This is a genomic window from Pseudomonas sp. P5_B2, from assembly GCF_056400445.1.
In genome coordinates, this window is the sequence record NZ_JBFULH010000004.1 from 1 (window position 1) to 19,580 (window position 19,580).

The 19,580-nt window shown below is 59.9% G+C and carries 18 protein-coding genes; 8 read left to right on the plus strand and 10 right to left on the minus strand.

All coding sequences use genetic code 11. The annotated features are described in order from the left end of the window. Positions 1-17 precede the first annotated feature (17 nt). From AC1DRJ_RS01085 to exaC, 5 genes are all read right to left on the minus strand, one after another. Positions 18-479, minus strand: a complete 462-nt coding sequence (locus AC1DRJ_RS01085) for a GNAT family N-acetyltransferase (RefSeq protein WP_150782743.1) — start codon at positions 477-479, stop codon at positions 18-20. A 110-nt stretch (positions 480-589) separates the two neighbouring features. Continuing rightward, positions 590-1,414 carry an ethanolamine ammonia-lyase subunit EutC gene (gene eutC / locus AC1DRJ_RS01090; protein ID WP_477800412.1) on the minus strand — a complete coding sequence of 275 codons (825 nt, stop codon included), beginning with the start codon at positions 1,412-1,414 and terminating at the stop codon, positions 590-592. A gap of 8 nt (positions 1,415-1,422) precedes the next feature. Continuing rightward, on the minus strand, positions 1,423-2,817 hold the full coding sequence (locus AC1DRJ_RS01095) for an ethanolamine ammonia-lyase subunit EutB (RefSeq protein WP_477800471.1): 1,395 nt from the start codon (positions 2,815-2,817) through the stop codon (positions 1,423-1,425). Between the two features lie 98 nt (positions 2,818-2,915). After that, a complete protein-coding gene (gene eutH / locus AC1DRJ_RS01100; protein WP_477800413.1) occupies positions 2,916-4,196 on the minus strand; it encodes an ethanolamine utilization protein EutH in 1,281 nt (426 codons plus the stop codon). 187 nt (positions 4,197-4,383) lie between these two features. Next, on the minus strand, positions 4,384-5,904 hold the full coding sequence (gene exaC / locus AC1DRJ_RS01105) for an acetaldehyde dehydrogenase ExaC (RefSeq protein ID WP_477800414.1): 1,521 nt from the start codon (positions 5,902-5,904) through the stop codon (positions 4,384-4,386). Positions 5,905-6,340: 436 nt separating this feature from the next. Here exaC and AC1DRJ_RS01110 point away from each other — a divergent pair, with 436 nt between their 5' ends. From AC1DRJ_RS01110 to AC1DRJ_RS01125, 4 genes are all read left to right on the plus strand, one after another. Next, positions 6,341-8,254 (plus strand): sigma-54-dependent Fis family transcriptional regulator, encoded by a 1,914-nt coding sequence (locus tag AC1DRJ_RS01110; RefSeq protein ID WP_477800415.1) that lies wholly within the window; start codon positions 6,341-6,343, stop codon positions 8,252-8,254. A gap of 226 nt (positions 8,255-8,480) precedes the next feature. Then, a complete protein-coding gene (gene mpl / locus AC1DRJ_RS01115) occupies positions 8,481-9,830 on the plus strand; it encodes a UDP-N-acetylmuramate:L-alanyl-gamma-D-glutamyl-meso-diaminopimelate ligase (protein ID WP_477800416.1) in 1,350 nt (449 codons plus the stop codon). Then, positions 9,827-10,459 carry a flavin prenyltransferase UbiX gene (gene ubiX / locus AC1DRJ_RS01120; protein ID WP_477800417.1) on the plus strand — a complete coding sequence of 211 codons (633 nt, stop codon included), beginning with the start codon at positions 9,827-9,829 and terminating at the stop codon, positions 10,457-10,459. The genes mpl and ubiX overlap by 4 nt, the downstream gene beginning before the upstream one ends. Further along, on the plus strand, positions 10,452-10,736 hold the full coding sequence (locus AC1DRJ_RS01125) for a YceK/YidQ family lipoprotein (RefSeq protein WP_477800418.1): 285 nt from the start codon (positions 10,452-10,454) through the stop codon (positions 10,734-10,736). Before ubiX ends, AC1DRJ_RS01125 begins: the two co-directional genes overlap by 8 nt. A gap of 144 nt (positions 10,737-10,880) precedes the next feature. On the opposite strand, the gene AC1DRJ_RS01130 is transcribed toward AC1DRJ_RS01125, so the two are convergent. The 3 genes from AC1DRJ_RS01130 to AC1DRJ_RS01140 form a co-directional block, all read right to left on the minus strand. Continuing rightward, complete coding sequence (locus AC1DRJ_RS01130) at positions 10,881-11,522, minus strand: oxidoreductase (RefSeq protein WP_477800419.1); 642 nt, start codon at positions 11,520-11,522, stop codon at positions 10,881-10,883. Between the two features lie 27 nt (positions 11,523-11,549). Further along, entirely contained in the window at positions 11,550-13,268 is a 1,719-nt protein-coding gene (locus AC1DRJ_RS01135; protein WP_477800420.1) for a C13 family peptidase, read from the minus strand. Positions 13,269-13,369: 101 nt separating this feature from the next. Further along, positions 13,370-13,825, minus strand: a complete 456-nt coding sequence (locus tag AC1DRJ_RS01140; RefSeq protein WP_477800421.1) for a MaoC family dehydratase — start codon at positions 13,823-13,825, stop codon at positions 13,370-13,372. A 195-nt stretch (positions 13,826-14,020) separates the two neighbouring features. Between AC1DRJ_RS01140 and AC1DRJ_RS01145 the strand changes: the two genes are divergently transcribed. The 3 genes from AC1DRJ_RS01145 to AC1DRJ_RS01155 are packed head-to-tail and all read left to right on the plus strand — an operon-like array spanning position 14,021 to position 15,697. Further along, positions 14,021-14,383 (plus strand): CidA/LrgA family protein, encoded by a 363-nt coding sequence (locus tag AC1DRJ_RS01145; RefSeq protein WP_477800422.1) that lies wholly within the window; start codon positions 14,021-14,023, stop codon positions 14,381-14,383. Continuing rightward, a complete protein-coding gene (locus AC1DRJ_RS01150) occupies positions 14,380-15,096 on the plus strand; it encodes an LrgB family protein (protein WP_477800423.1) in 717 nt (238 codons plus the stop codon). The genes AC1DRJ_RS01145 and AC1DRJ_RS01150 overlap by 4 nt, the downstream gene beginning before the upstream one ends. Positions 15,097-15,106: 10 nt before the next feature. Continuing rightward, on the plus strand, positions 15,107-15,697 hold the full coding sequence (locus tag AC1DRJ_RS01155; RefSeq protein WP_477800424.1) for an LON peptidase substrate-binding domain-containing protein: 591 nt from the start codon (positions 15,107-15,109) through the stop codon (positions 15,695-15,697). A 167-nt stretch (positions 15,698-15,864) separates the two neighbouring features. Here AC1DRJ_RS01155 and AC1DRJ_RS01160 read toward each other — a convergent pair whose 3' ends face one another. Beyond that, positions 15,865-17,181: a bifunctional DedA family/phosphatase PAP2 family protein gene (locus tag AC1DRJ_RS01160; protein ID WP_477800425.1), complete on the minus strand. Its 1,317-nt coding sequence runs from the start codon at positions 17,179-17,181 to the stop codon at positions 15,865-15,867. A gap of 239 nt (positions 17,182-17,420) precedes the next feature. Continuing rightward, the gene (locus tag AC1DRJ_RS01165) at positions 17,421-18,119 is read right to left on the minus strand and encodes a DNA-3-methyladenine glycosylase (protein ID WP_477800426.1); all 699 of its coding nucleotides are present in this window, start codon (positions 18,117-18,119) and stop codon (positions 17,421-17,423) included. 189 nt (positions 18,120-18,308) lie between these two features. Between AC1DRJ_RS01165 and AC1DRJ_RS01170 the strand changes: the two genes are divergently transcribed. Next, a complete protein-coding gene (locus AC1DRJ_RS01170; RefSeq protein WP_477800427.1) occupies positions 18,309-19,580 on the plus strand; it encodes a glutamate-5-semialdehyde dehydrogenase in 1,272 nt (423 codons plus the stop codon).

Here is a 19,580-nt window from a genome sequence, read left to right on the forward strand (position 1 = left end):
CAGTGGGGCCGTGTTTATCAGAGACTGTCGCTGATCGGCAACACGTAGTTCTTGAACTCGGTGTCTTCCTTGAATCCAATGGACTCGTAGGTTTTTCGCGCGACTTCGTTGTCGCTGCTGGTGGAAACGCGCATGCGCACGGCATTGGTTTCCTTGGCCATTTTTTTCGCGGTACGGATCAAATTGTCGGCCACCAATTGGCGGCGGGCGTCTTCGGCGACATAAATGTCGTTAAGGATCCACACGCGTTTAAGCGAAAGCGAGGAAAAGCTCGGATACAACTGACAGAAACCCATCAGTTTGTTGTTGTCGTCGTCGGACAGCGCCAGATAAATCACCGATTCCTTGCGGCGCAGGCGTTTTTCGAGGAACGCACGCGAAGAATCCGGGTAGGGCAGGGATCCATAAAACTCACGGTATTTCACGAACAGTGGCGTCAGAAGGTCCAGGTGTTCGAGGGTCGCTTGAATAATCCGCATGGTAAGTCTCGACTTCAAATGGCTGTCTTACGTGTCGGCGATGGGAAACCCGTGGCGGCCGTTCGTCGATCCTGCCTTAAACCATCGCAGAAACGCAATGCAGAAACGGTTCAGGCATCTGTCTGACCCAGCAGGAAGTTGCGTTTCATGCCCCCTCCGGCATCAGATTCCAGGGTCTGAAGCTGCGCCTCATCCTTGAGATTGACCCCTGACAGCTGTCTGCGACAGGCCTCGCGCATCAAATACTGCAAACGATGTGCCGCCATGCCGTAACTCAGGCCTTCGAGCCGGACATTGGAGATGCAATTGCGAAAAGCGTCCGACAGGCCGATCTTTGGGTTGTAAGTGAAATATAAACCCAGACTGTCCGGGGAGCTGAGTCCAGGACGTTCGCCGATCAGAATGACCGTCATCTTCGCCCMCATCAGCTCGCCAATCTCGTCGGCCACCGCGACGCGGCCCTGCTCGACAAGCATGACTGGCGACACGGACCAGCCTTCGGCCAGCACCTGTTCTTCCAGGCGTGCAAGAAACGGCAAAGTATGGCGATGAACGGCCAACGCCGACAGCCCATCGGCTACCACAATGACCAGATCGACGCCGCCCGGATGGGCCGAGGCATAAGTGCGCAACGCCTGCGCCGACTCATCGCTCAACTTTCGCCCCAAATCAGGGCGCTGCAAGTAACTGTTTCTGTCCGTGGCGGCGCTGTGCAGCAACACACTCTCACGCCCGATCTCGGCCAATTGCGCGCTGAGCCCTGCCGAGTCGAAAGGCAAATGCACCGCATCCCGCGCCTGAGCGTGGGCGTACTGGAAATCCAGTTGAGCGCTGGTCGGCATGCTGGTGCCCGTGCGCCCCAAGGCAATACGCGCCGGGGTCAGGCGCCGCAGCTCTAGCAACGGGTTCTGTGGATCAACGGGTGGTTTATCCATGAAAGCACTCATCCCAATTGCGCCATCGCCTGGCGGAAGGCCGGGGGCAGGCTGTCGCCGAAGTGAATTTTGCCGTCTGCCTGGGTGAAAATGCCCATTTTTGTCAGCCACTGTTCGAATTCCGGCGCCGGTTTCAGGCCCAGCGTCTGGCGGGCATAGAGAGCGTCGTGAAACGAGGTGGTCTGATAGTTGAGCATGATGTCGTCGGAACCGGGAATGCCCATGATGAAGTTGATCCCGGCCACGCCCAGCAGGGTCAACAGGGTGTCCATGTCGTCCTGGTCGGCTTCTGCGTGGTTGGTGTAACAGATGTCGCAGCCCATCGGCACGCCCAGCAATTTGCCGCAGAAGTGGTCTTCGAGGCCGGCGCGAATGATCTGTTTACCGTTGTAGAGGTATTCCGGGCCGATGAAGCCGACAACCGTGTTCACCAGAAACGGCTTGAAATGACGCGCCACGGCGTAGGCGCGGGTTTCACAGGTTTGTTGATCGATACCGTGGTGGGCGTTGGCAGACAGTGCGCTGCCCTGACCGGTTTCGAAGTACATCAGGTTTTGACCCAGCGTGCCGCGATTGAGGCTCAAGCCGGCGTCATAACCTTCCTTCAAGACATTCAGGTTGATGCCGAAACTGGCGTTCGCTGCTTCGGTGCCGGCGATCGACTGGAACACCAGATCCAGCGGAACCCCGCGATTGATCGCCTCGATCGACGTGGTGACGTGGGTCAGTACGCAGGCTTGGGTCGGGATTTCGTAGCGCTGGATGATTGCATCGAGCATCTCCAGCATGGCGCAGATCGAGGCGATGCTATCCGTGGCCGGGTTGATGCCGATCATCGCGTCGCCGTTTCCGTACAGCAGGCCGTCGAGAATGCTCGCCGCAATGCCCGCGGGCTCGTCGGTGGGGTGATTGGGTTGCAGGCGGGTGGATAGCCGGCCGCGCAATCCCATGGTGCCGCGAAACTTCGTGACCACACGGATTTTCTGCGCCACCAGTACCAGATCCTGAACGCGCATGATCTTCGAGACTGCGGCCACCATTTCCGGCGTCAGGCCGGGGGCGAGCGCGCGCAGAGTCTGCTCATCGGCGGTATCGCTGAGCAGCCAGTCACGAAAACCGCCCACGGTCAGGTGGTTGACAGTGGCAAAAGCGTTGGCGTCGTGGGTGTCGATGATCAACCGGGTGACTTCATCGGTCTCGTAGGGGATCAGCGCTTCTTGCAGGAAGTGCTTGAGCGGGATGTCCGCCAGGGCCATTTGCGCCGCCACCCGCTCGCCGTCGTTGTGCGCGGCGACACCGGCCAGAAAGTCCCCGGAGCGTGCCGGGCTGGCTTTGGCCATGACGTCCTTGAGGTCGTCGAAGCGGTAGGTCTGGGCGCCCACGCTATGGGAAAAACTTGCCAYCTCAGTCTCCGTTTCAAATAGGACAGGGCGCTGCCCGGGGCCGGTCGTGGCTGAGCATGCCACGCTCGGTGTGGGCAGCGCACTTCAATGCAGCGGACTCAGGCCGTTGCCTTGGTACCGTCGGGGTGCAGGGTTTCCGGCAGCGGCAGGCCCAAGTATTCGCCCTTGGCAATGATCCCTGCGGCGCGGTCCTCTGCCTCCAGTTGCAAGGCCTTGGGTACCGACAGCCAATACGCCAGGCCCACAGCAATGAAACCTGCACTTATCTTGCCAATCAGGACCGGCAGAATGATGGTGGGCTGGAAGTTGGCAGTGAAGGACAGGTGGTCACCCAGCAGGAAGGCCGCGCACACGCCAAAGGCAATGTTGATCACTTTGTCTTTTGGCGGCATGAAGCGCACGAGGCGGAACATGGCCAGGATGTTGGCGATGGTGGCCAGCATGCCGGCACTACCAACGGCGCTCAGGCCAATCTTGCTGCCCAGGCTTTCCAGCGTTTTGCCCAGGTATTTGCGCAGCAGGTAGACCATCGGGAAGGCGCCGGCCAGCATGATGCCGATGTAGCCGGCGGTTTCCAGGGCGCGGGTCTGGTCCTCGGCGTCGGCGATGATTGGGTGGAACCCCCAGCTGCCGAACACCAGGGTGAACACGCCGGTGAAGTACTCGACGATGGAGAACACCAGCACCAGCTTGATCGTCGCGTCCAGGGTGCGACCGAAGATGATGAAGCCCTTGATCATCAGGTCGGGCAAAAAACGCAGGCCCAAGGCCAGGGCCACGACGAAGATCAGGATCGGCAGCAGGTTAGCGAAGATGCTGCCCAGGCCCAGGGCCAATTGATAGGTGGCTTCGCCGTTGGTCGACACCAGGTCCCGTACCAGAGGGTTGCTGAACGCGAGGATGACACTGGCAATCAGCACGCCCAGAGGGATGGTCAGGATGCCCGACATGATGCCCAGGGCCATGTATTTGTGGTCACGCTTGTCGAGCATCGCCAGGCCCATCGGGATCGAGAACACAATGGTCGCGCCGCCCATGAACCCGGTGATCAGCGCCATGACCAGTGCTTCTTTGCTGGCCGCCAGGGCCGAGGCCAGGTGATAGCCGCCCATGTCCGAGGCGATGATCATGGTCGCCGCCATAGCCGGGTCTGCACCCATGGCGCTGAAGAACGGACCGAAGGCTTTTTCGATGACCACGGTCAGGTAGGGAATGGACGCCATGATCCCCGCCGCCGGCACGAAGATGTGCCCCGTGGCGTGGATGCCTTCCATGAATTCTTTACCAAGTCCTTCGTCGCTGTTGTAGATCGCTGCGAAGGCGCCGAGTACGGCGCAGAACATGATGAGATAGAGCACGTAGTTGCCGATCTGATCCATTGCGGATTCCTTTCTTATTGTTGTTTTTCAGCGCGGACGCTGTGTTCACCAAGGGGCGTGCGGGCCTTTGCGATTTTTTGCGTGCAGCCGTGCATCCGGCCGCAGATGGGGGCCGAATGCATTGCACAAAAAATGAGTCTTGCCGGAAAAAGCGCCTCCCGACGACCGAAGTCGCCGGGAGGTTCGATCAGAAGAAGCCCAGCGGATTGATGTCGTAGCTCACCAGCAGGTTTTTGGTCTGCTGATAGTGATCGAGCATCATTTTGTGGGTTTCACGGCCGACGCCAGACTTTTTGTAACCACCGAACGCGGCGTGCGCCGGGTACAGGTGGTAGCAGTTGGTCCACACACGACCGGCCTTGATGGCGCGGCCCATGCGATAGGCGCGGTTGATGTCGCGGGTCCAGAGGCCGGCACCCAGGCCGAACTCGGTGTCGTTGGCGATGGCCAGGGCTTCGGCTTCGTCCTTGAAGGTGGTGATGCTCACCACAGGGCCAAAGATTTCTTCCTGGAACACGCGCATTTTGTTGGTGCCCTTGAGCAGGGTCGGCTGGATGTAATACCCGGTCGCCAGGCTGCCCTCGAGTTTTTCGATTTTACCGCCGGTCAGCAGCTCGGCGCCTTCGCCCTTGGCGATTTCCAGGTACGAAAGGATTTTGTCGAATTGCTGCTCGGACGCCTGGGCGCCGACCATGGTGTCGGTGTCCAGCGGGTCGCCACGTTTGATCGACAGGACTTTTTTCATCACGACTTTCATGAAGTCGTCGTAGATCGACTCTTGCACCAGGGCGCGGGACGGGCAGGTGCAAACTTCGCCCTGATTGAAGAACGCCAGCACCAGGCCTTCGGCTGCTTTTTCAATGAAGGACGGTTCGGCTTGCATGATGTCTTCGAAGAAGATGTTCGGCGATTTGCCACCCAGCTCCACGGTGGACGGAATGATGTTTTCGGCGGCGCATTTCATGATGTGCGAGCCGACCGGGGTCGAGCCGGTGAAGGCGATTTTGGCAATGCGTTTGCTGGTGGCCAGCGCTTCGCCGGCCTCTTTGCCATAGCCTTGCACGATGTTCAGCACGCCGGGTGGCAGCAGGTCGCCGATCAGCTCGATCAACACGGTAATGCCCAGYGGGGTTTGCTCGGCAGGCTTGAGCACYACGCAGTTACCGKCSGCCAGSGCYGGGGCGAGTTTCCAGGCRGCCATCAGGATCGGGAAGTTCCACGGGRTGATCTGCCCGAMCACRCCCMGYGGYTCATGGATGTGATAGGCAACGGTGTTGCCGTCGATCTCGGCGGCGCTGCCTTCCTGGGCGCGGATGCAACCGGCGAAGTAGCGGAAGTGGTCRGCGGCYAGCGGGATGTCGGCGTTSAGGGTTTCGCGAACGGCTTTGCCGTTGTCCCAGGATTCGGTGATTGYCAGCAGTTCCAGGTTTTGTTCGATGYGGTCGGCGATTTTCAGCAGCACCARCGARCGCGCCTRGGCGGAYRTGGCGYCCCAGGCATYGGCRGCGGCRTGGGCAGCGTCCAGGGCCTTGTCGATGTCTTCGGCRGTGGAGCGYGGGAATTCGGCAATCGGTTGGCCATTCACTGGCGAGGTATTGGTGAAGTACTGACCTTTGACAGGCGCGACGAACTCGCCGCCGATGTAGTTACCGTATTTGCTCTTGAACGAAACGATAGCGCCTTCAGTACCGGGGTGAGCGTAACGCATGGTGGGATTCTCCTTGGCTTTTGTGCTTATAAGGGAGAGCGCATGTGCGCTTGTATAAGCGTAGAGCAAAGGTCGGGCCATTGCCTTGCAGCTCAGGCAAATCAAAGCGTTGCGTTATTTTTGTCAGACCGGCGGGTGGCGCCTGTGACGCTTTCGGTACAGCCCCCGTGACACTTTGTACCGCTTGTGGCACAGCCTGTGACTGGCCGGTCTTGCCAGCATTGCAATGCACGCTAGGCTGGAGGATGCTCGGTGCCCATATAACTAAGTCATAGCGATTCATGCACCTTTGATGGCTGCTGCATAACCCTGTAGGAGCTGAGCTTGCTCGCGATGAGGCCTTTACAACCAACATCAACGTTGAATGTCAGGACGCCATCGCGAGCAAGCTCAGCTACTACAAGGGGTGTAAGCCGCTCGGGGAGAATAATAAGAAATGCACGACAACCATTTGAGTCGCCATGCCCAGCAAGTCCTGACCGTTACCCAGGGAAAATCGCACCTGCACGGTCCCGGTAGCGATCCGTCCATAGCCCGCTCCTGGCTGCGTTGTCTTGAGGACTATCACCTCGACCCGGCCCTGACCATGGCGCCCACCGTGTTGGAACATGGCCGCGTGCTGGAAAGCCGCGAACGTTTGCAGCAAGTGCTGCACATCGCCGGCAATGAGATGTCCAGCCTCCACCAACAACTCTCCGGTGCCGGCCACGCGGTGCTGCTGACGGATGCCCGAGGTGTGATCCTCAACTGCGTCACTGCTCCGGCCGAGCGGAAGATTTTCGAGCGTGCCGGCCTCTGGCTCGGCGCCGACTGGAGCGAAGCCTGCGAAGGCACCAACGGCATCGGCACCTGTCTGGTGGAGCGTCAGTCGCTGACCATCCATCAGGACGAACACTTTCGCGGTCGCCACACCGGCCTGACCTGCTCGGCAAGCCCGGTGTTCGATCCGCATGGCGAACTGCTGGCGGTGCTCGACGTGTCTTCGGCGCGCCATGATGTATCGCGCCAGAGCCAGTTCCACACCATGGCCCTGGTCAATCTGTCGGCGAAGATGATTGAGAGCTGTTATTTCCTGCGCTACTACGAGAATCAATGGCTGTTGCGTTTTCACTTGCAGGCCGAGTCCGTCGGATCGTTCAGCGAAGGGCTGCTGGCCTTCGACGGGGAAGGGCGGATCTGCGCGGTCAACCAGAGTGCACTGAACTTGCTCGGGCACATTCGCGGCGGCTTGCTGGGTAAACCAGTGGAAGCGTTTTTCGACTGTTCGCTGGAAGAGTTGCTCGGTCGCGCCAGTGTCAATGCCAGTGCCAGTTGGCCGCTGCGCACCCGCGACGGCCGTAGTCTGTTTGCCGTGTTGCGCGGGCAGTCGCGCAGCATTCCAGTGCCCGTGGAGCAAAGCCCGGTGATTGCCGAACGTCCACGGCTCTCGGGCATCTGCATCGGCGATGCAGCGTTGCAGGAGGATTTTCGCAAGTCGCTGCGGGTATTCGAGCGCGATGTCCCGCTGCTGATCAACGGCGAAACCGGTTCCGGCAAGGAAGCGTTCGCCAAAGCGGTGCATCAGGCCAGTCAACGGGCGGAAAAAGCCTTCGTCGCCCTTAACTGCGCGGCCATTCCTGAAAGCCTGATCGAGAGCGAATTGTTTGGTTATCGCGGCGGTAGCTTTACCGGCGCGCGCAAGGAGGGTATGCGCGGCAAGTTGCAGCAGGCGGATGGAGGGACCCTGTTTCTCGACGAAATCGGCGATATGCCCCTGGCCTTGCAGACGAGGCTTTTAAGGGTCTTGGAAGACCGACAGGTGGTACCGATTGGCGGGGAGCCGGAGTCGGTCAACGTACGGATTATCAGCGCCACTCACCGTAACCTGCTGGATCGGGTGCAGGACGGCAGTTTCCGTGAGGATTTGTATTACCGGCTCAACGGGCTGGAAGTCGCGTTGCCAGCATTGCGCGAGCGTAGTGATAAATCCCAGCTACTCGATTTCTTGCTGGCGGAGGAGGCGGGCGGGGAAACCATCCTGATCGATGGGCCGGCACGAGAAGCCTTGTTGGGTTTTGCATGGCCGGGCAATGTGCGGCAGCTACGCAATGTGCTGCGCACGTTGGCGGCATTGTGTGACGGCGGGCGGATCGGGCTGGAGGACTTGCCTGCAATGATCCGTCAGGCGCGGCCGGCGGTTGCATGGGCGGTCGAAGAGCCGTCCGAACATCCGCTGGACGATGCCGAGCGGTTGGCGTTACTCAATGCGCTGGAGCACACGCGTTGGCATATGACCCATACCGCTGAGCAGTTGGGTGTCAGCCGTAACACGCTTTACAGGAAGCTGCGCAAGCACGGTATTGCCCGCTAAACCGCTTTTGTGGCGAGGGGGCTTGCCCCCGTTSGGCTGCGCAGCAGTCGCTATCCAGTCACCACATACTGTCGGAATGAATTCCTGGGGCCGCTGCGCAGCCCAACGGGGGCAAGCCCCTCGCCACAGAAGCCCAGAGCTCCAAAGGTCGCGGTGAGTCTCAGCTAAAGAGTGCGATTTTCTCGTCCCTACGCTAACCTGCGGCCATGTTTTACGAGGTCGACTAATGCACATTCATATTCTGGGTATCTGCGGCACTTTCATGGGTTCGATGGCGGTTCTGGCCAAAGAACTGGGCCATCACGTGACCGGCTCAGATGCCAACGTCTATCCGCCGATGAGTACTCAGCTTGAGGCTCAGGGCATTGAATTGACCCAAGGCTATGATCCTTCCCAGCTCGATCCGGCACCGGACCTTGTGGTGATCGGCAACGCCATGTCGCGCGGCAACCCGGCCGTCGAATACGTGCTGAACAAAGGCCTGCCGTACGTCTCCGGCCCACAATGGCTGGCCGATCACGTGCTGCAAGGCCGCTGGGTGTTGGCCGTCGCCGGTACTCATGGCAAAACCACCACCAGTAGCATGCTCGCGTGGGTGCTGGAGCACGCGGGCATGAGCCCGGGCTTCCTGATCGGTGGCGTACCGCAGAATTTCTCGGTGTCGGCGCGTCTGGGCGGCACGCCATTCTTCGTGATCGAAGCCGACGAATATGACAGCGCCTTTTTCGACAAGCGCTCCAAGTTCGTTCACTACCGCCCGCGTACGGCAATCCTGAACAATCTTGAGTTCGATCACGCGGACATCTTCCCCGATCTGCCAGCCATCGAGCGGCAATTCCACCATTTGGTGCGGACCATTCCAAGCGAAGGCCTAGTGATCCATCCTACCACCGAACCGGCGTTGCAACGCGTCATCGAAATGGGCTGCTGGACCCCGGTGCAAACCACCGGCGCCGGCGGTCAGTGGCAGGTCAAACTGCTCAGCGAAGACGGGTCGAAGTTTGAAGTGATGTTTGAAGGCGTCGCCCAAGGCGTGGTCGAGTGGGACATGACCGGTCAGCACAACGTGGCCAATGCCTTGGCTACATTGGCGGCCGCGCGTCATGTCGGCGTAGTGCCGTCGATGGGCATCGCCGCGTTGAGCGCGTTCAAAAGCGTGAAGCGCCGCATGGAAAAAGTCGCCGAAGTGCGCGGCATCACCATCTACGACGATTTCGCGCACCACCCGACAGCTATCGCCACCACTCTGGATGGCCTGCGCAAACGCATCGGTGACGCGCCGTTGATCGCGATCATCGAACCGCGCTCCAACTCCATGAAGCTTGGCGCGCACCGCGACGGTTTGCCGGAAAGCGTGGTCGATGCCGATCAGGTGATCTGGTATGCCCCGGCCAACCTCGGCTGGGACTTGGCCGGCACTGCCGCGCTGTGCACCGTGCCGTCGATTGTCAGCGATTCGCTGGAAGGCATCATCGAGCGAGTGAAGAGCCAGGCCCAGCCCGGCACCCACGTGGTGATCATGAGCAATGGCGGCTTCGGCGGCCTGCACGGCAAACTGGCCGAGGCGCTGCAATGAGCAGCGGCCCGGAGCGCATCACGCTGGCCATGACCGGCGCTTCCGGCGCCCAGTACGGTTTGCGCCTGCTCGATTGCTTGGTGCGCGAAGATCGCGAAGTGCACTTTCTGATTTCCAAGGCGGCACAACTGGTGATGGCGACCGAGACGGATGTTTCGTTACCGTCCAAACCGCAGATGATGCAGGCCTTCCTCACCGAATACACCGGTGCTGCGGCCGGGCAAATCAAGGTCTATGGCAAGGAAGACTGGATGTCGCCGGTGGCTTCGGGCTCAGGTGCGCCCGCGGCGATGGTGGTGGTGCCGTGCTCCACGGGGACGCTGTCGGCCATTGCGACCGGTGCCTGCAACAACCTGATCGAACGTGCTGCCGACGTCACCTTGAAGGAGCGTCGCCAGTTGATCCTGGTCCCGCGTGAAGCGCCATACTCGAGCATTCATCTGGAGCACATGCTCAAGCTGTCGAACATGGGCGTGACGATCCTGCCGGCTTCGCCGGGCTTCTATCATCAGCCGCAGACGATTGACGACCTGATCGACTTTGTCGTGGCGCGGATTCTCAATCTGCTGAATATCCCACAGGACATGCTTCCACGCTGGGGTGAACACCATTTGAGCAGCGATGAATAAGCTATTGACCCTGCTGCTGGTGTTGCAACTGACGGGTTGCGCCACGGCGCGCACCCTTGATGCCGCCAAACCCGGCGCGCCGCTGGTGTATTCCGGGACGCGTCTGGATTGGTACGCCATAAACGGCGGGTGCTGTGCCAAGGACCGCTTTGGCGCAGAGGCGCCGAACTACCCCAGCGTTGATCTGCCGGCCAGCGCATTGCTCGACACGCTGCTCTTGCCGTTGTCGGTGCTGACGGTGATCGGGGTGAGTTTTCAGGCGACGGGAGGGTTGTAGGAGAGCGCTGTGGTGAGGGGGCTTGTCGGAACGCCGCATCGCCCCGTTGGGTCGCGAAGCGGCCCCAGTTGTTGATTCAATATCCGCGTCGCCTGGATTACGACTGCTTCGCAGCCGAACGGGGGCAAGCCCCCTCGCCACAGGTTACTTGCCGAGTTTGCGCAATTCATCCGACTCGACAACCCGAACCCCATCCTGCTCTTCCAACGCCAGTCGCCACATCGCACGGGCCAGTTGGCAGGCTTCAATGCCATGGTATTTGCCCGGGATCAGGCGCGACAGCGGGCCGGCGATTTTCTCACCCAGGCGTGGCGCGACGCGATCACCCAGCAGCAGAGAAGGGCGGCAAATGGTCAGTTGCGGCCAGTCTTGCGCGCGCAATGCGTATTCCATCTCGCCTTTAACCCGGTTGTAGAAAATCGAAGATCTGCGATCGGCTCCCAAGGCACTGATCACGATCAAGTGCCGTGCACCCATCTCCCGCGCTCGTTTGGCGAAGGCCACTACCATGTCCAGGTCTACCGCGCGAAACGCTTCTTCGGAGCCTGCCTGTTTGATCGTGGTGCCGAGACAGCAGTAGGCGATGTCGACGCGACCGTTCAGTTGCGGCAGAAACACTGTCGGGTCGCCGACCGGGTTTTCCAGGTGCGGGTGTTTGGCCAGTGGTCGCCGTGARGGGGCCAAAACCCTTGAAATAGTGGGCTCATTGAGCAAGCGATCAAGCAGGTGTTCACCGGTCAACCCGGTAGCTCCGGCAAGCAATACATGCTGAGGCGTCAAGTACATAGTGTTTCTCCCTTGATACTGTTCAGCTTAGTTGTTCTTTGAATCCTTGTTGTCGGTAGAGATACTTTGTAGCGCTTTACGTGCCTGCTGCTTGCGTAAAAGCTGCCAGCGCGCGATCACCCCTTTAGGTGCCCACATCTGCGGTTCAGAGGCCTCGAAGCTGTCCGCCAATTCGCGTTCGGCGACGGTAGCCTTGGCCAGTTTGAAGGCGTTCTCCAGGTCGTCGGTCTGGTTCAGTGCCTGGGTGAACAGTGCGTCGCCGAAGTAGGTGGAGTTGGCTTCTTCGGAGCAGCCGAAGGACACGCGATCTGCCCGCGATGCGGTGATGATCAGGGTGCGGTCATCCTTGAGGGCGGGGATGAAACCACCGGAATAGCAGGCCGAAATCACAATGATCTTGTCGCGGTTCTTCAAGGGTGCAAGCACCGCGGCGAGTTCATCGGCCGGTAGATCGGACAGTTCCATGCGCGGCTGATCAAGCACCAGTTCGTGTTCGCTGGTGCCATGGCTGGTCAGGTAGATAAAAATCAAATCTTCCGGCCCGCTACGCTCGGCCAGCGTCTGCGCAGCGCGGCGCAGGTTTTCTCGGGTGGCCATCGGCCGATCGACGAGGTGGTCGCGATGATTCACCAGGCGGATCTGGCCAAACGCCCCGAAGCGGCTGGCGAGCATGTTGCTGACGTAATCGGATTCGCGCAGGAACACGCTTTGTTTGCCGTCACCGCCCAGGGTCAGGGTGTACAACTCGACGGCTGGTGTCGAGCTCGGAACGTTGAGCAGTGCGTCGTCGAGCAAGCGGCCCTGTGCCAGCAAACCGAGCTCCAGGCTATCGGGCAGCAGCTTGCCGTCTGCGTCACGCACGCGCTGGCCATTGATCCACGTACCGCTTTGTACGGTGCCGTCAGTCAGTACCAACGTGCCGCGTCCCGAGTAACTGTCATTGTCGAACTGGCCGGTGTAGAAGCTGCCGTCCGGCAGGTTCAGTCGCCCTTGGCCGGTGAAGCGCCAGTCGCTGAACCGGCCGATGTAATGGCTGCCATCGGCACCGATCAACTCGCCCTTGCCGTTCAGCGATCCTTCCTTGAACTGACCCAGCCAGACATCGCCGTCGGCATTCTCGTAGCGGCCCTTGCCGTGCAATTGATTGTTCTTGAAACCGCCGACGTAAATGTCGCCCTCGGCGCTGTTGAAGGTACCGTTGCCTTCCAGTTGTCCGTTGACAAAATGCCCGGTGAACTGATTGCCGCTGGCGTCGCCGCGCTGGCCTTCACCGTTGGGTTTGCCTTGGGAGAACTGGCCCTGGTAGGAGCTGCCGTCGTCGAGTTCGAGACGACCGAGCCCTGAATATTGATCGGCCTTGAATTCGCCGCGATAGGTCATGCCGTTTTCTTTGAGCGTACCTTCGCCGTCGCGCCGACCGAGTTTGAAACCGCCGGTGTAACTGCTGTTCGGCGTGGTCAGCGAGCCTTGGCCGTCGAACAGGCCCTGATTTAATTGCCCACGAAAGACCTCGCCGTTGCTGCCATGCCATTCGCCTTGGCCGTGCCATTGACCCTTGTCGAACTCGCCGGCGTACCAGCTCTTGTTCGGGTAGTCGATGCGGCCCTGACCTTGCAGCAAGCCGTCGACCAGATCCCCGCGATAGCGTCCGCCGTCCGGCAAGCGGGCATCAGGGGGCAGCATCGATTCGTCATCGCCGCACGCGGTGAGCAACAGGGTCAAGGCGAGGAGTGCAAGTGAGCGCATAGCGGGATCCGGGCAATTAGGCGACGGAGTATGCCGCAGCTATGTGTCGTATATATAGAGACGGTCGCGAAACAGCGTGAGCTGCTTCGCATCCGAGAGGGTTATACGAAACAGAGGGACAGGGATTCAGCGACATAGGCCGGTTTGTCCGAGCCTTCTATCTCAAGGGTGGTGGTAGCCTTGAGCAGCCATTGGCCGGGTTTTTTCTCGGTGACGTCGGACAGATCGACCTTGAGGCGCACTTTTGAATTGACCTTGACCGGTTGAATGAARCGTACGCCGTCGAGGCCGTAGTTGACGACCATCTTTACGCCTTCGGGGAGGATGAGGATGTCTTCCATCAGTTTCGGGATCAGTGACAGCGACAGGAATCCATGGGCGATGGTGCAGCCAAATGGCGTTTGCGCGGCTTTGACCGGGTCGACATGAATAAACTGAAAGTCACCTGTGGCTTCGGCGAACAGGTTGATGCGTTCCTGATCGATGGTGAGCCATTCGGAACGTCCGAGTTCCTTGCCGACATAATCTTTGAGTTCTGCAACCGGAATATAGGGCATTGAGACTCTCCTTGGGTTTTATTGGATTTATAGTTTTTAGAGTGGGGGATTTCACTTCTCAGTGAACCACTTTAGATCATCATGGCAAATTGCTCTGGTCAACAGAACATGCTTTTCGCGAATGCCGGTCCATAGCGCTGACATGCTTATAATGCTCGGCCCCTTTTTTGGTGGGGAGAGCGCGGGAGATATCGGATGTTGTTACGTGGCCTGACCTGGCTGGTGCTGTTCCAATTGCTGGGCACAGCCATCAACCACTTGTTTTTGGCGGTGCTGCCGGGGCCGATTATTGGCTTGCTGCTGTTGCTGGTGTACCTGATTTCACGCGGGCAAGTCGGCGATTCCCTGAGCCTGGCGGCCAGTAGCCTGCTGCGTTACTTGCCGTTGCTGCTGGTGCCGCCGGCCGTGGGCGTGATGGTCTATGCCAAGGACATCGCCGCGGACTTCTGGGCCATCGTTGGTGCGCTGGTGTTGTCGCTGTTGCTGTCCATGGCGTTTGCCGGGGTGCTGATGCAGCGCATGGTCAAGCGCCACGCCCCTCGTGGAGATGATCAATGACCCTTGATTGGCACGGTGCACTCGACGCGGTCATTCATCACCCATTGTTCGGCATCGGCATTACATTGGGCGCTTATCAGCTGGTGCTGGCGGCTTTCGAAAAAACCCGCTGGATCTTTTTGCAGCCGGTACTGGTCTCCATGTTGGTGGTGATCGGTGTTCTCCTCACGTGCGGCCTGACGTACGCCGAATACCGCAAGAGCACCGAGATCCTCAGCATTTTGCTCGGGCCGGCGACCGTTGCGCTGGCCGTGCCGCTGTACCTCAATTTGCGACGGATTCGGCAGTTGTTCTGGCCGATTTTTACTACGCTGGTGATAGGTGGTGTGGTGGCCACGGGCATGGGCGTGTTGCTGGGTTGGGGGTTCGGTGCCGGGCACATGGTCCTGATGACCATGGCACCGAAGTCGGTGACCTCACCGATTGCCATGCTGGTGGCGGAGCAGATCGGTGGCGTCGCGGCGCTGGCTGCGGTGTTCGTGTTGATCACCGGCGTGATCGGTGCGATCTTCGGCCCGAGTCTGTTGACCCGGCTCGGCGTGCACAGTTCCGAGGCCCGCGGGATGGCATTGGGTATGACCGCCCATGCGGTCGGGACTTCGGTGGCGTTGCAGGAAAGTGAAGAGTGCGGCGCGTTTGCGGCGCTGGCGATGAGTCTGATGGGCGTGGCCACGGCAGTGTTCCTGCCGTTGGCAGTGTCGATGGTGATGTAAGGAAATGTCTATGAACTTGCCGCTTTTCCCGCTGAAGACAGTGCTGTTTCCTGGCTGCATCCTCGACTTGCAGATTTTCGAAGCACGCTACCTGGACATGATCGGCCGCTGCATGAAACAGGGCGGCGGCTTCGGCGTGGTGTGCATCCTCGACGGCGAAGAAGTCGGTATCGCTCCGGCCGGGTATGCCTTGGTGGGGTGTGAAGCGCTGATCACCGATTTCAAGCAGCAGGACAACGGCTTGCTGGGGATTCGGGTACAGGGCGGGCGGCGTTTCCATGTCTTGCGCACCGAGGTGCAGCGCGACCAGTTGACCRTCGCCGATGTCGAATGGCTGGAAGATGAGCCTGAACAGCCGCTGCAGGATGAAGATGCCGACCTGGTGGCATTGCTCAAGGCATTGGCCGAACACCCGATGGTCGAAGCGTTGAACATGGGCACTGAGGCAACCGGGCAACAATCATTGGCTAATCAGTTGGCCTATCTGCTGCCGTTCGCGGAAGTCGACAAGATTGACCTGCTGCAACTCGATGATCCGCAGCAGCGACTGGATGCGATTCAAGCGCTGCTGGATGAGTTGCAGGGAGAGCTGTTTGCCTGACATCCGCGAATGGATCGCGGCCCGTGCAGTTGCCGAGCCCGCGAGGCTGCGTCCGGCGGAGAAGCTGTCGTAAACCCGAGTACGCGATGCTTCTGAAATACCGCATAACCTGATTTCACGACGGCTCCGCCCCCGGACGCAGCCTCGCGGGCTCGACAGCTGCTACGTCAGTAGGCATACCGCAACATCGCGTGCGGCAAATGCCGCAACGCAAAGTACGCAAACAAAGCCATGAGCGACGGCAACACCAACCACCAAACCTTGGGCGGCATGGCGTTGAGTGGTGTCTGGCGCTGACTCAGCCACAGGCTCGCCGCGCAAACACAGGCAGCCAACATGGCGCCAGCGAGTACATCCGTCGGCCAATGCGCCCCCAGATACACCCGCGACAGCGCAATCACCAGCGCCGGCAAACAACTCAGCAACAGCCAGGTCAGGCGCATCCGCGGTGGTTGTCCGCGACCTGCCAGAACCGCGAGGGTCAGGAATAACGCGAATGCCCCCGAGGCATGGCCGCTGGGCATGCTGTAGCTGGTCAGCGGGTCACTGAGTATTTCCGGGCGCACGCGGGCGAAAAAGTATTTGGTTGCCGTATTGCCCAGCGCGGTACAGAGCAGAGCGCTGCCGGCAAAAATTGCCTGCCGCCATTGTCGCGTGATCAGCAGCAGGCCCGTCAGCAGTACGCTGAACAGCAGCATGTTGCGAAACTCGCCCATCAGCGTAAAGACCACGGCCACTTCATCGAGCATCGGGCTGCGGTGTTCCTGTACCAATGTCATCAGGCCCTGATCAAGCGCGGTCAGGTGCGGATAGCCGATAAATAGTCCCGCCAGAATCAGGAGGCTCATCCCGGCAATCAGCATCGTCGCCTTGCGATGACGGCGCAGGCTGCTTGTGACGCTCAAGCCAACCATGACGGCAATGGCGCCAGCGACGACGCCCGCCTCAGGCCAGAAACCTTCCGGCAACGGCAAACGAATCGCCGCGCCCGTCGCCCAGCCGGGCAGCAGATACGCGACACTCCAGCCGGCGGCAGCCAGCAGGCTCACGGCGAAAAATCGCGGGAATGGCATGTCGAACATTCCGGCAACCATCGGCAACATCGGGCGCAGCGGCCCGATAAAGCGCCCGACCAACAGGCTGGCGATGCCATAGCGCTGGAAATAGGCCTCGGCACCGGCGATCCATTCCGGGTGATGGCGCAAGCCGGGCAGGCGCCGGATGTTCTGGTGGAAGTGCCGTCCGAGGAAGTACGAAATGACGTCACCCAACACCCCGGCAACGAACCCCAGCAGCAGCGTTTCACTCAACGACAGCGCGCCACTGCCGGCCAGGACCGCCACGGCAAACAGCAGCACCGTGCCAGGCACGATCAACCCGGCAATTGCCAGGCATTCCACAAAGGCCACTATGAACACCGCCGCAGCCAGCCATTGCGGGTTGACCGTCAACCAACCGGTGACGCTATCGAGCCAAGGGCCCATAAAAACAACTCCATAAATGTTCATTGGTCCCATGGGGGACGAACGCAATTTTCAAAACACTACAGATCCCTTGTGGGAGCGAAACGTGGCKAGGGGGCTTGTCGGACCGCCGCATCGCCCCGTTGGGCTGCGAAGCGGCCCCAAAATCGCGGATGTGCCAAAGATTTTGTGAGTGCTACGCACTCAAACGGGGGCGAGCCCCCTCACCACAGGTCGTTCCCACAGAGATTTTTCCATCATCAATTCAACAAAAAATAATCGCGACCTTCAACCTGCCCCCGTCGCAGCGGGTTGCGCGTGCAATACGGCGCGTAAGCCGCATCGACAAAGCGGTACATCAAATGTTCATCGCGCCCATGGGGGATGCCCAAGCGCATAGTCTGGATGATATGGGCGGGCGGCGGGCCGATGTCTTCCACCAGCAGGACTTCATGATCAAACCGCTTGGCGTCCCAAACCGGCACCTTCAAACCCAAGGCCTTGCACAACAGGGTCTGCCCGGAACACAGCTTTTGCGAGGGGCGAGGGCGGCCTTGGGCGTCGGGGTTGTTCAACAGCATTTGCGCCAGGCTCGCCGGGCCGCTCAGTTCATCGACCCATGGATAGGCTGATTTGATCAGCACGGCATTGCCGGGGCCKTTGGCACTGAAGTTCAGCGAATCGCCGCCGCGGGCGTAATACATATAGATGTGGCCGCCATCCAGAAACAAAGCCTTACGTTTTTCCGTGTAGCCGAGGGAGGCGTGGCTGCCTTTTTCTTCAAGGTAATAGGCTTCAGTTTCGATAATCCGGGCGCTGAGCCACAGGTCGCCGACTCGGTGGCGAATGACTTTGCCGAGTAAGTCCCGGGCCAGAGCTTGCGCGTCACGGTCGAAAAATGCGTCCGTAAGCCCGGTGGGCTGGCCTGCGGTGCAAGCACGAACAGTCAGGTTAGTCATGATGAACGGCGTTTATCAGGGCTGATTGAGCGGTGATGATAACAATTTGCAGCTTAAGCACGGCTGAACGTCGGTAAATTGCCCTCGATTTCGACCATCCGCCCGTCACCGCTGTTAGTCGGGAGACGCGGCAGCTATAATCTGCCGCTTTACTCTTTACCAAGACCTTAGCAAAGACCAAACCAGACCATGACTGAGTCCGTTCTTGACTACATGACCCGCTTGGGTCGCGCTGCCCGCGAAGCCTCTCGCGTCATCGGCTGTGCCAGCACCGCGCAGAAAAACCGCGCCTTGCAGGCTGCTGCCAATGCGCTGGACGCTGCACGCGCCGAGTTGACGGCGGCCAATGAACTGGATTTGGCGGCGGGTCGCGCCAATGGCCTTGAGCCAGCGTTGCTGGAACGTCTGGCGCTGACCCCGGAACGCATCGACGGCATGATCGTCGGGCTGCGCCAGGTGGCAGCACTGCCGGACCCGGTCGGCGCGATTCGCGACATGAGTTTCCGTCCGTCGGGCATTCAAGTTGGTAAAATGCGCGTGCCGCTGGGCGTGATCGGGATCATTTACGAATCCCGGCCGAACGTGACCATCGACGCCGCTAGCCTGTGCCTCAAGTCTGGTAATGCCACCATTCTGCGCGGCGGTTCTGAAGCGATTCATTCCAATCGCGCCATCGCCGCCTGCATCCAGCGCGGTCTGGCTGAAGCCGAACTGCCGGCTGCCGTAGTGCAAGTGGTCGAAACCACAGACCGTGCCGCCGTTGGCGCACTGATCACTATGCCGGAATACGTCGACGTCATCGTACCTCGCGGTGGCCGTGGCCTGATCGAGCGCGTAAGCCGTGACGCCCGCGTGCCGGTGATCAAACACCTAGACGGCATATGCCACGTTTACGTGAGTGAGCATGCCGATCTGGCGAAAGCACAGCGCATCGCCTTCAACGCCAAGACTTACCGTTATGGCATCTGCGGCGCCATGGAAACACTGCTGGTGGATCAAGCCGTTGCCAAGGATTTCCTGCCCTCGATGGCTGCACAGTTCCGCGATAAAGGCGTCGAGCTGCGTGGTTGCGAGCGCACTCGGGCGATTATCGATGCTGTAGCGGCCACCGAAGAAGACTGGACCACCGAATACCTGGCGCCGATTCTGTCGATCCGTGTGGTCGACGGGCTGGATCAGGCTATCGAACATATTAATCAGTACGGCTCCCATCACACTGACTCGATCGTCAGCGAAAACCTCGCCGACACACGGCGCTTTGTCGCGCAAGTCGATTCTTCGTCGGTGATGATCAATACCCCGACATGCTTCGCCGATGGCTTCGAATACGGATTGGGTGCCGAGATTGGCATTTCTACTGATAAGCTGCACGCCCGCGGCCCGGTGGGTCTCGAAGGTTTGACCTGCGAGAAGTACATCGTGGTGGGTGATGGCCAGTTGCGCGGCCAGGCGTCGGTCTGA

Bases quoted from the DNA above. Each gene is read 5' to 3' on its own strand.
- AC1DRJ_RS01085 (WP_150782743.1), bottom strand. From the start codon at position 479: ATGCGGATTATTCAAGCGACCCTCGAACACCTGGACCTTCTGACGCCA.
- eutH (WP_477800413.1), bottom strand. From the start codon at position 4,196: ATGGATCAGATCGGCAACTACGTGCTCTATCTCATCATGTTCTGCGCC.
- AC1DRJ_RS01110 (WP_477800415.1), top strand. From the start codon at position 6,341: ATGCACGACAACCATTTGAGTCGCCATGCCCAGCAAGTCCTGACCGTT.
- mpl (WP_477800416.1), top strand. From the start codon at position 8,481: ATGCACATTCATATTCTGGGTATCTGCGGCACTTTCATGGGTTCGATG.
- ubiX (WP_477800417.1), top strand. From the start codon at position 9,827: ATGAGCAGCGGCCCGGAGCGCATCACGCTGGCCATGACCGGCGCTTCC.
- AC1DRJ_RS01125 (WP_477800418.1), top strand. From the start codon at position 10,452: ATGAATAAGCTATTGACCCTGCTGCTGGTGTTGCAACTGACGGGTTGC.
- AC1DRJ_RS01135 (WP_477800420.1), bottom strand. From the start codon at position 13,268: ATGCGCTCACTTGCACTCCTCGCCTTGACCCTGTTGCTCACCGCGTGC.
- AC1DRJ_RS01145 (WP_477800422.1), top strand. From the start codon at position 14,021: ATGTTGTTACGTGGCCTGACCTGGCTGGTGCTGTTCCAATTGCTGGGC.
- AC1DRJ_RS01150 (WP_477800423.1), top strand. From the start codon at position 14,380: ATGACCCTTGATTGGCACGGTGCACTCGACGCGGTCATTCATCACCCA.
- AC1DRJ_RS01160 (WP_477800425.1), bottom strand. From the start codon at position 17,181: ATGGGCCCTTGGCTCGATAGCGTCACCGGTTGGTTGACGGTCAACCCG.
- AC1DRJ_RS01170 (WP_477800427.1), top strand. From the start codon at position 18,309: ATGACTGAGTCCGTTCTTGACTACATGACCCGCTTGGGTCGCGCTGCC.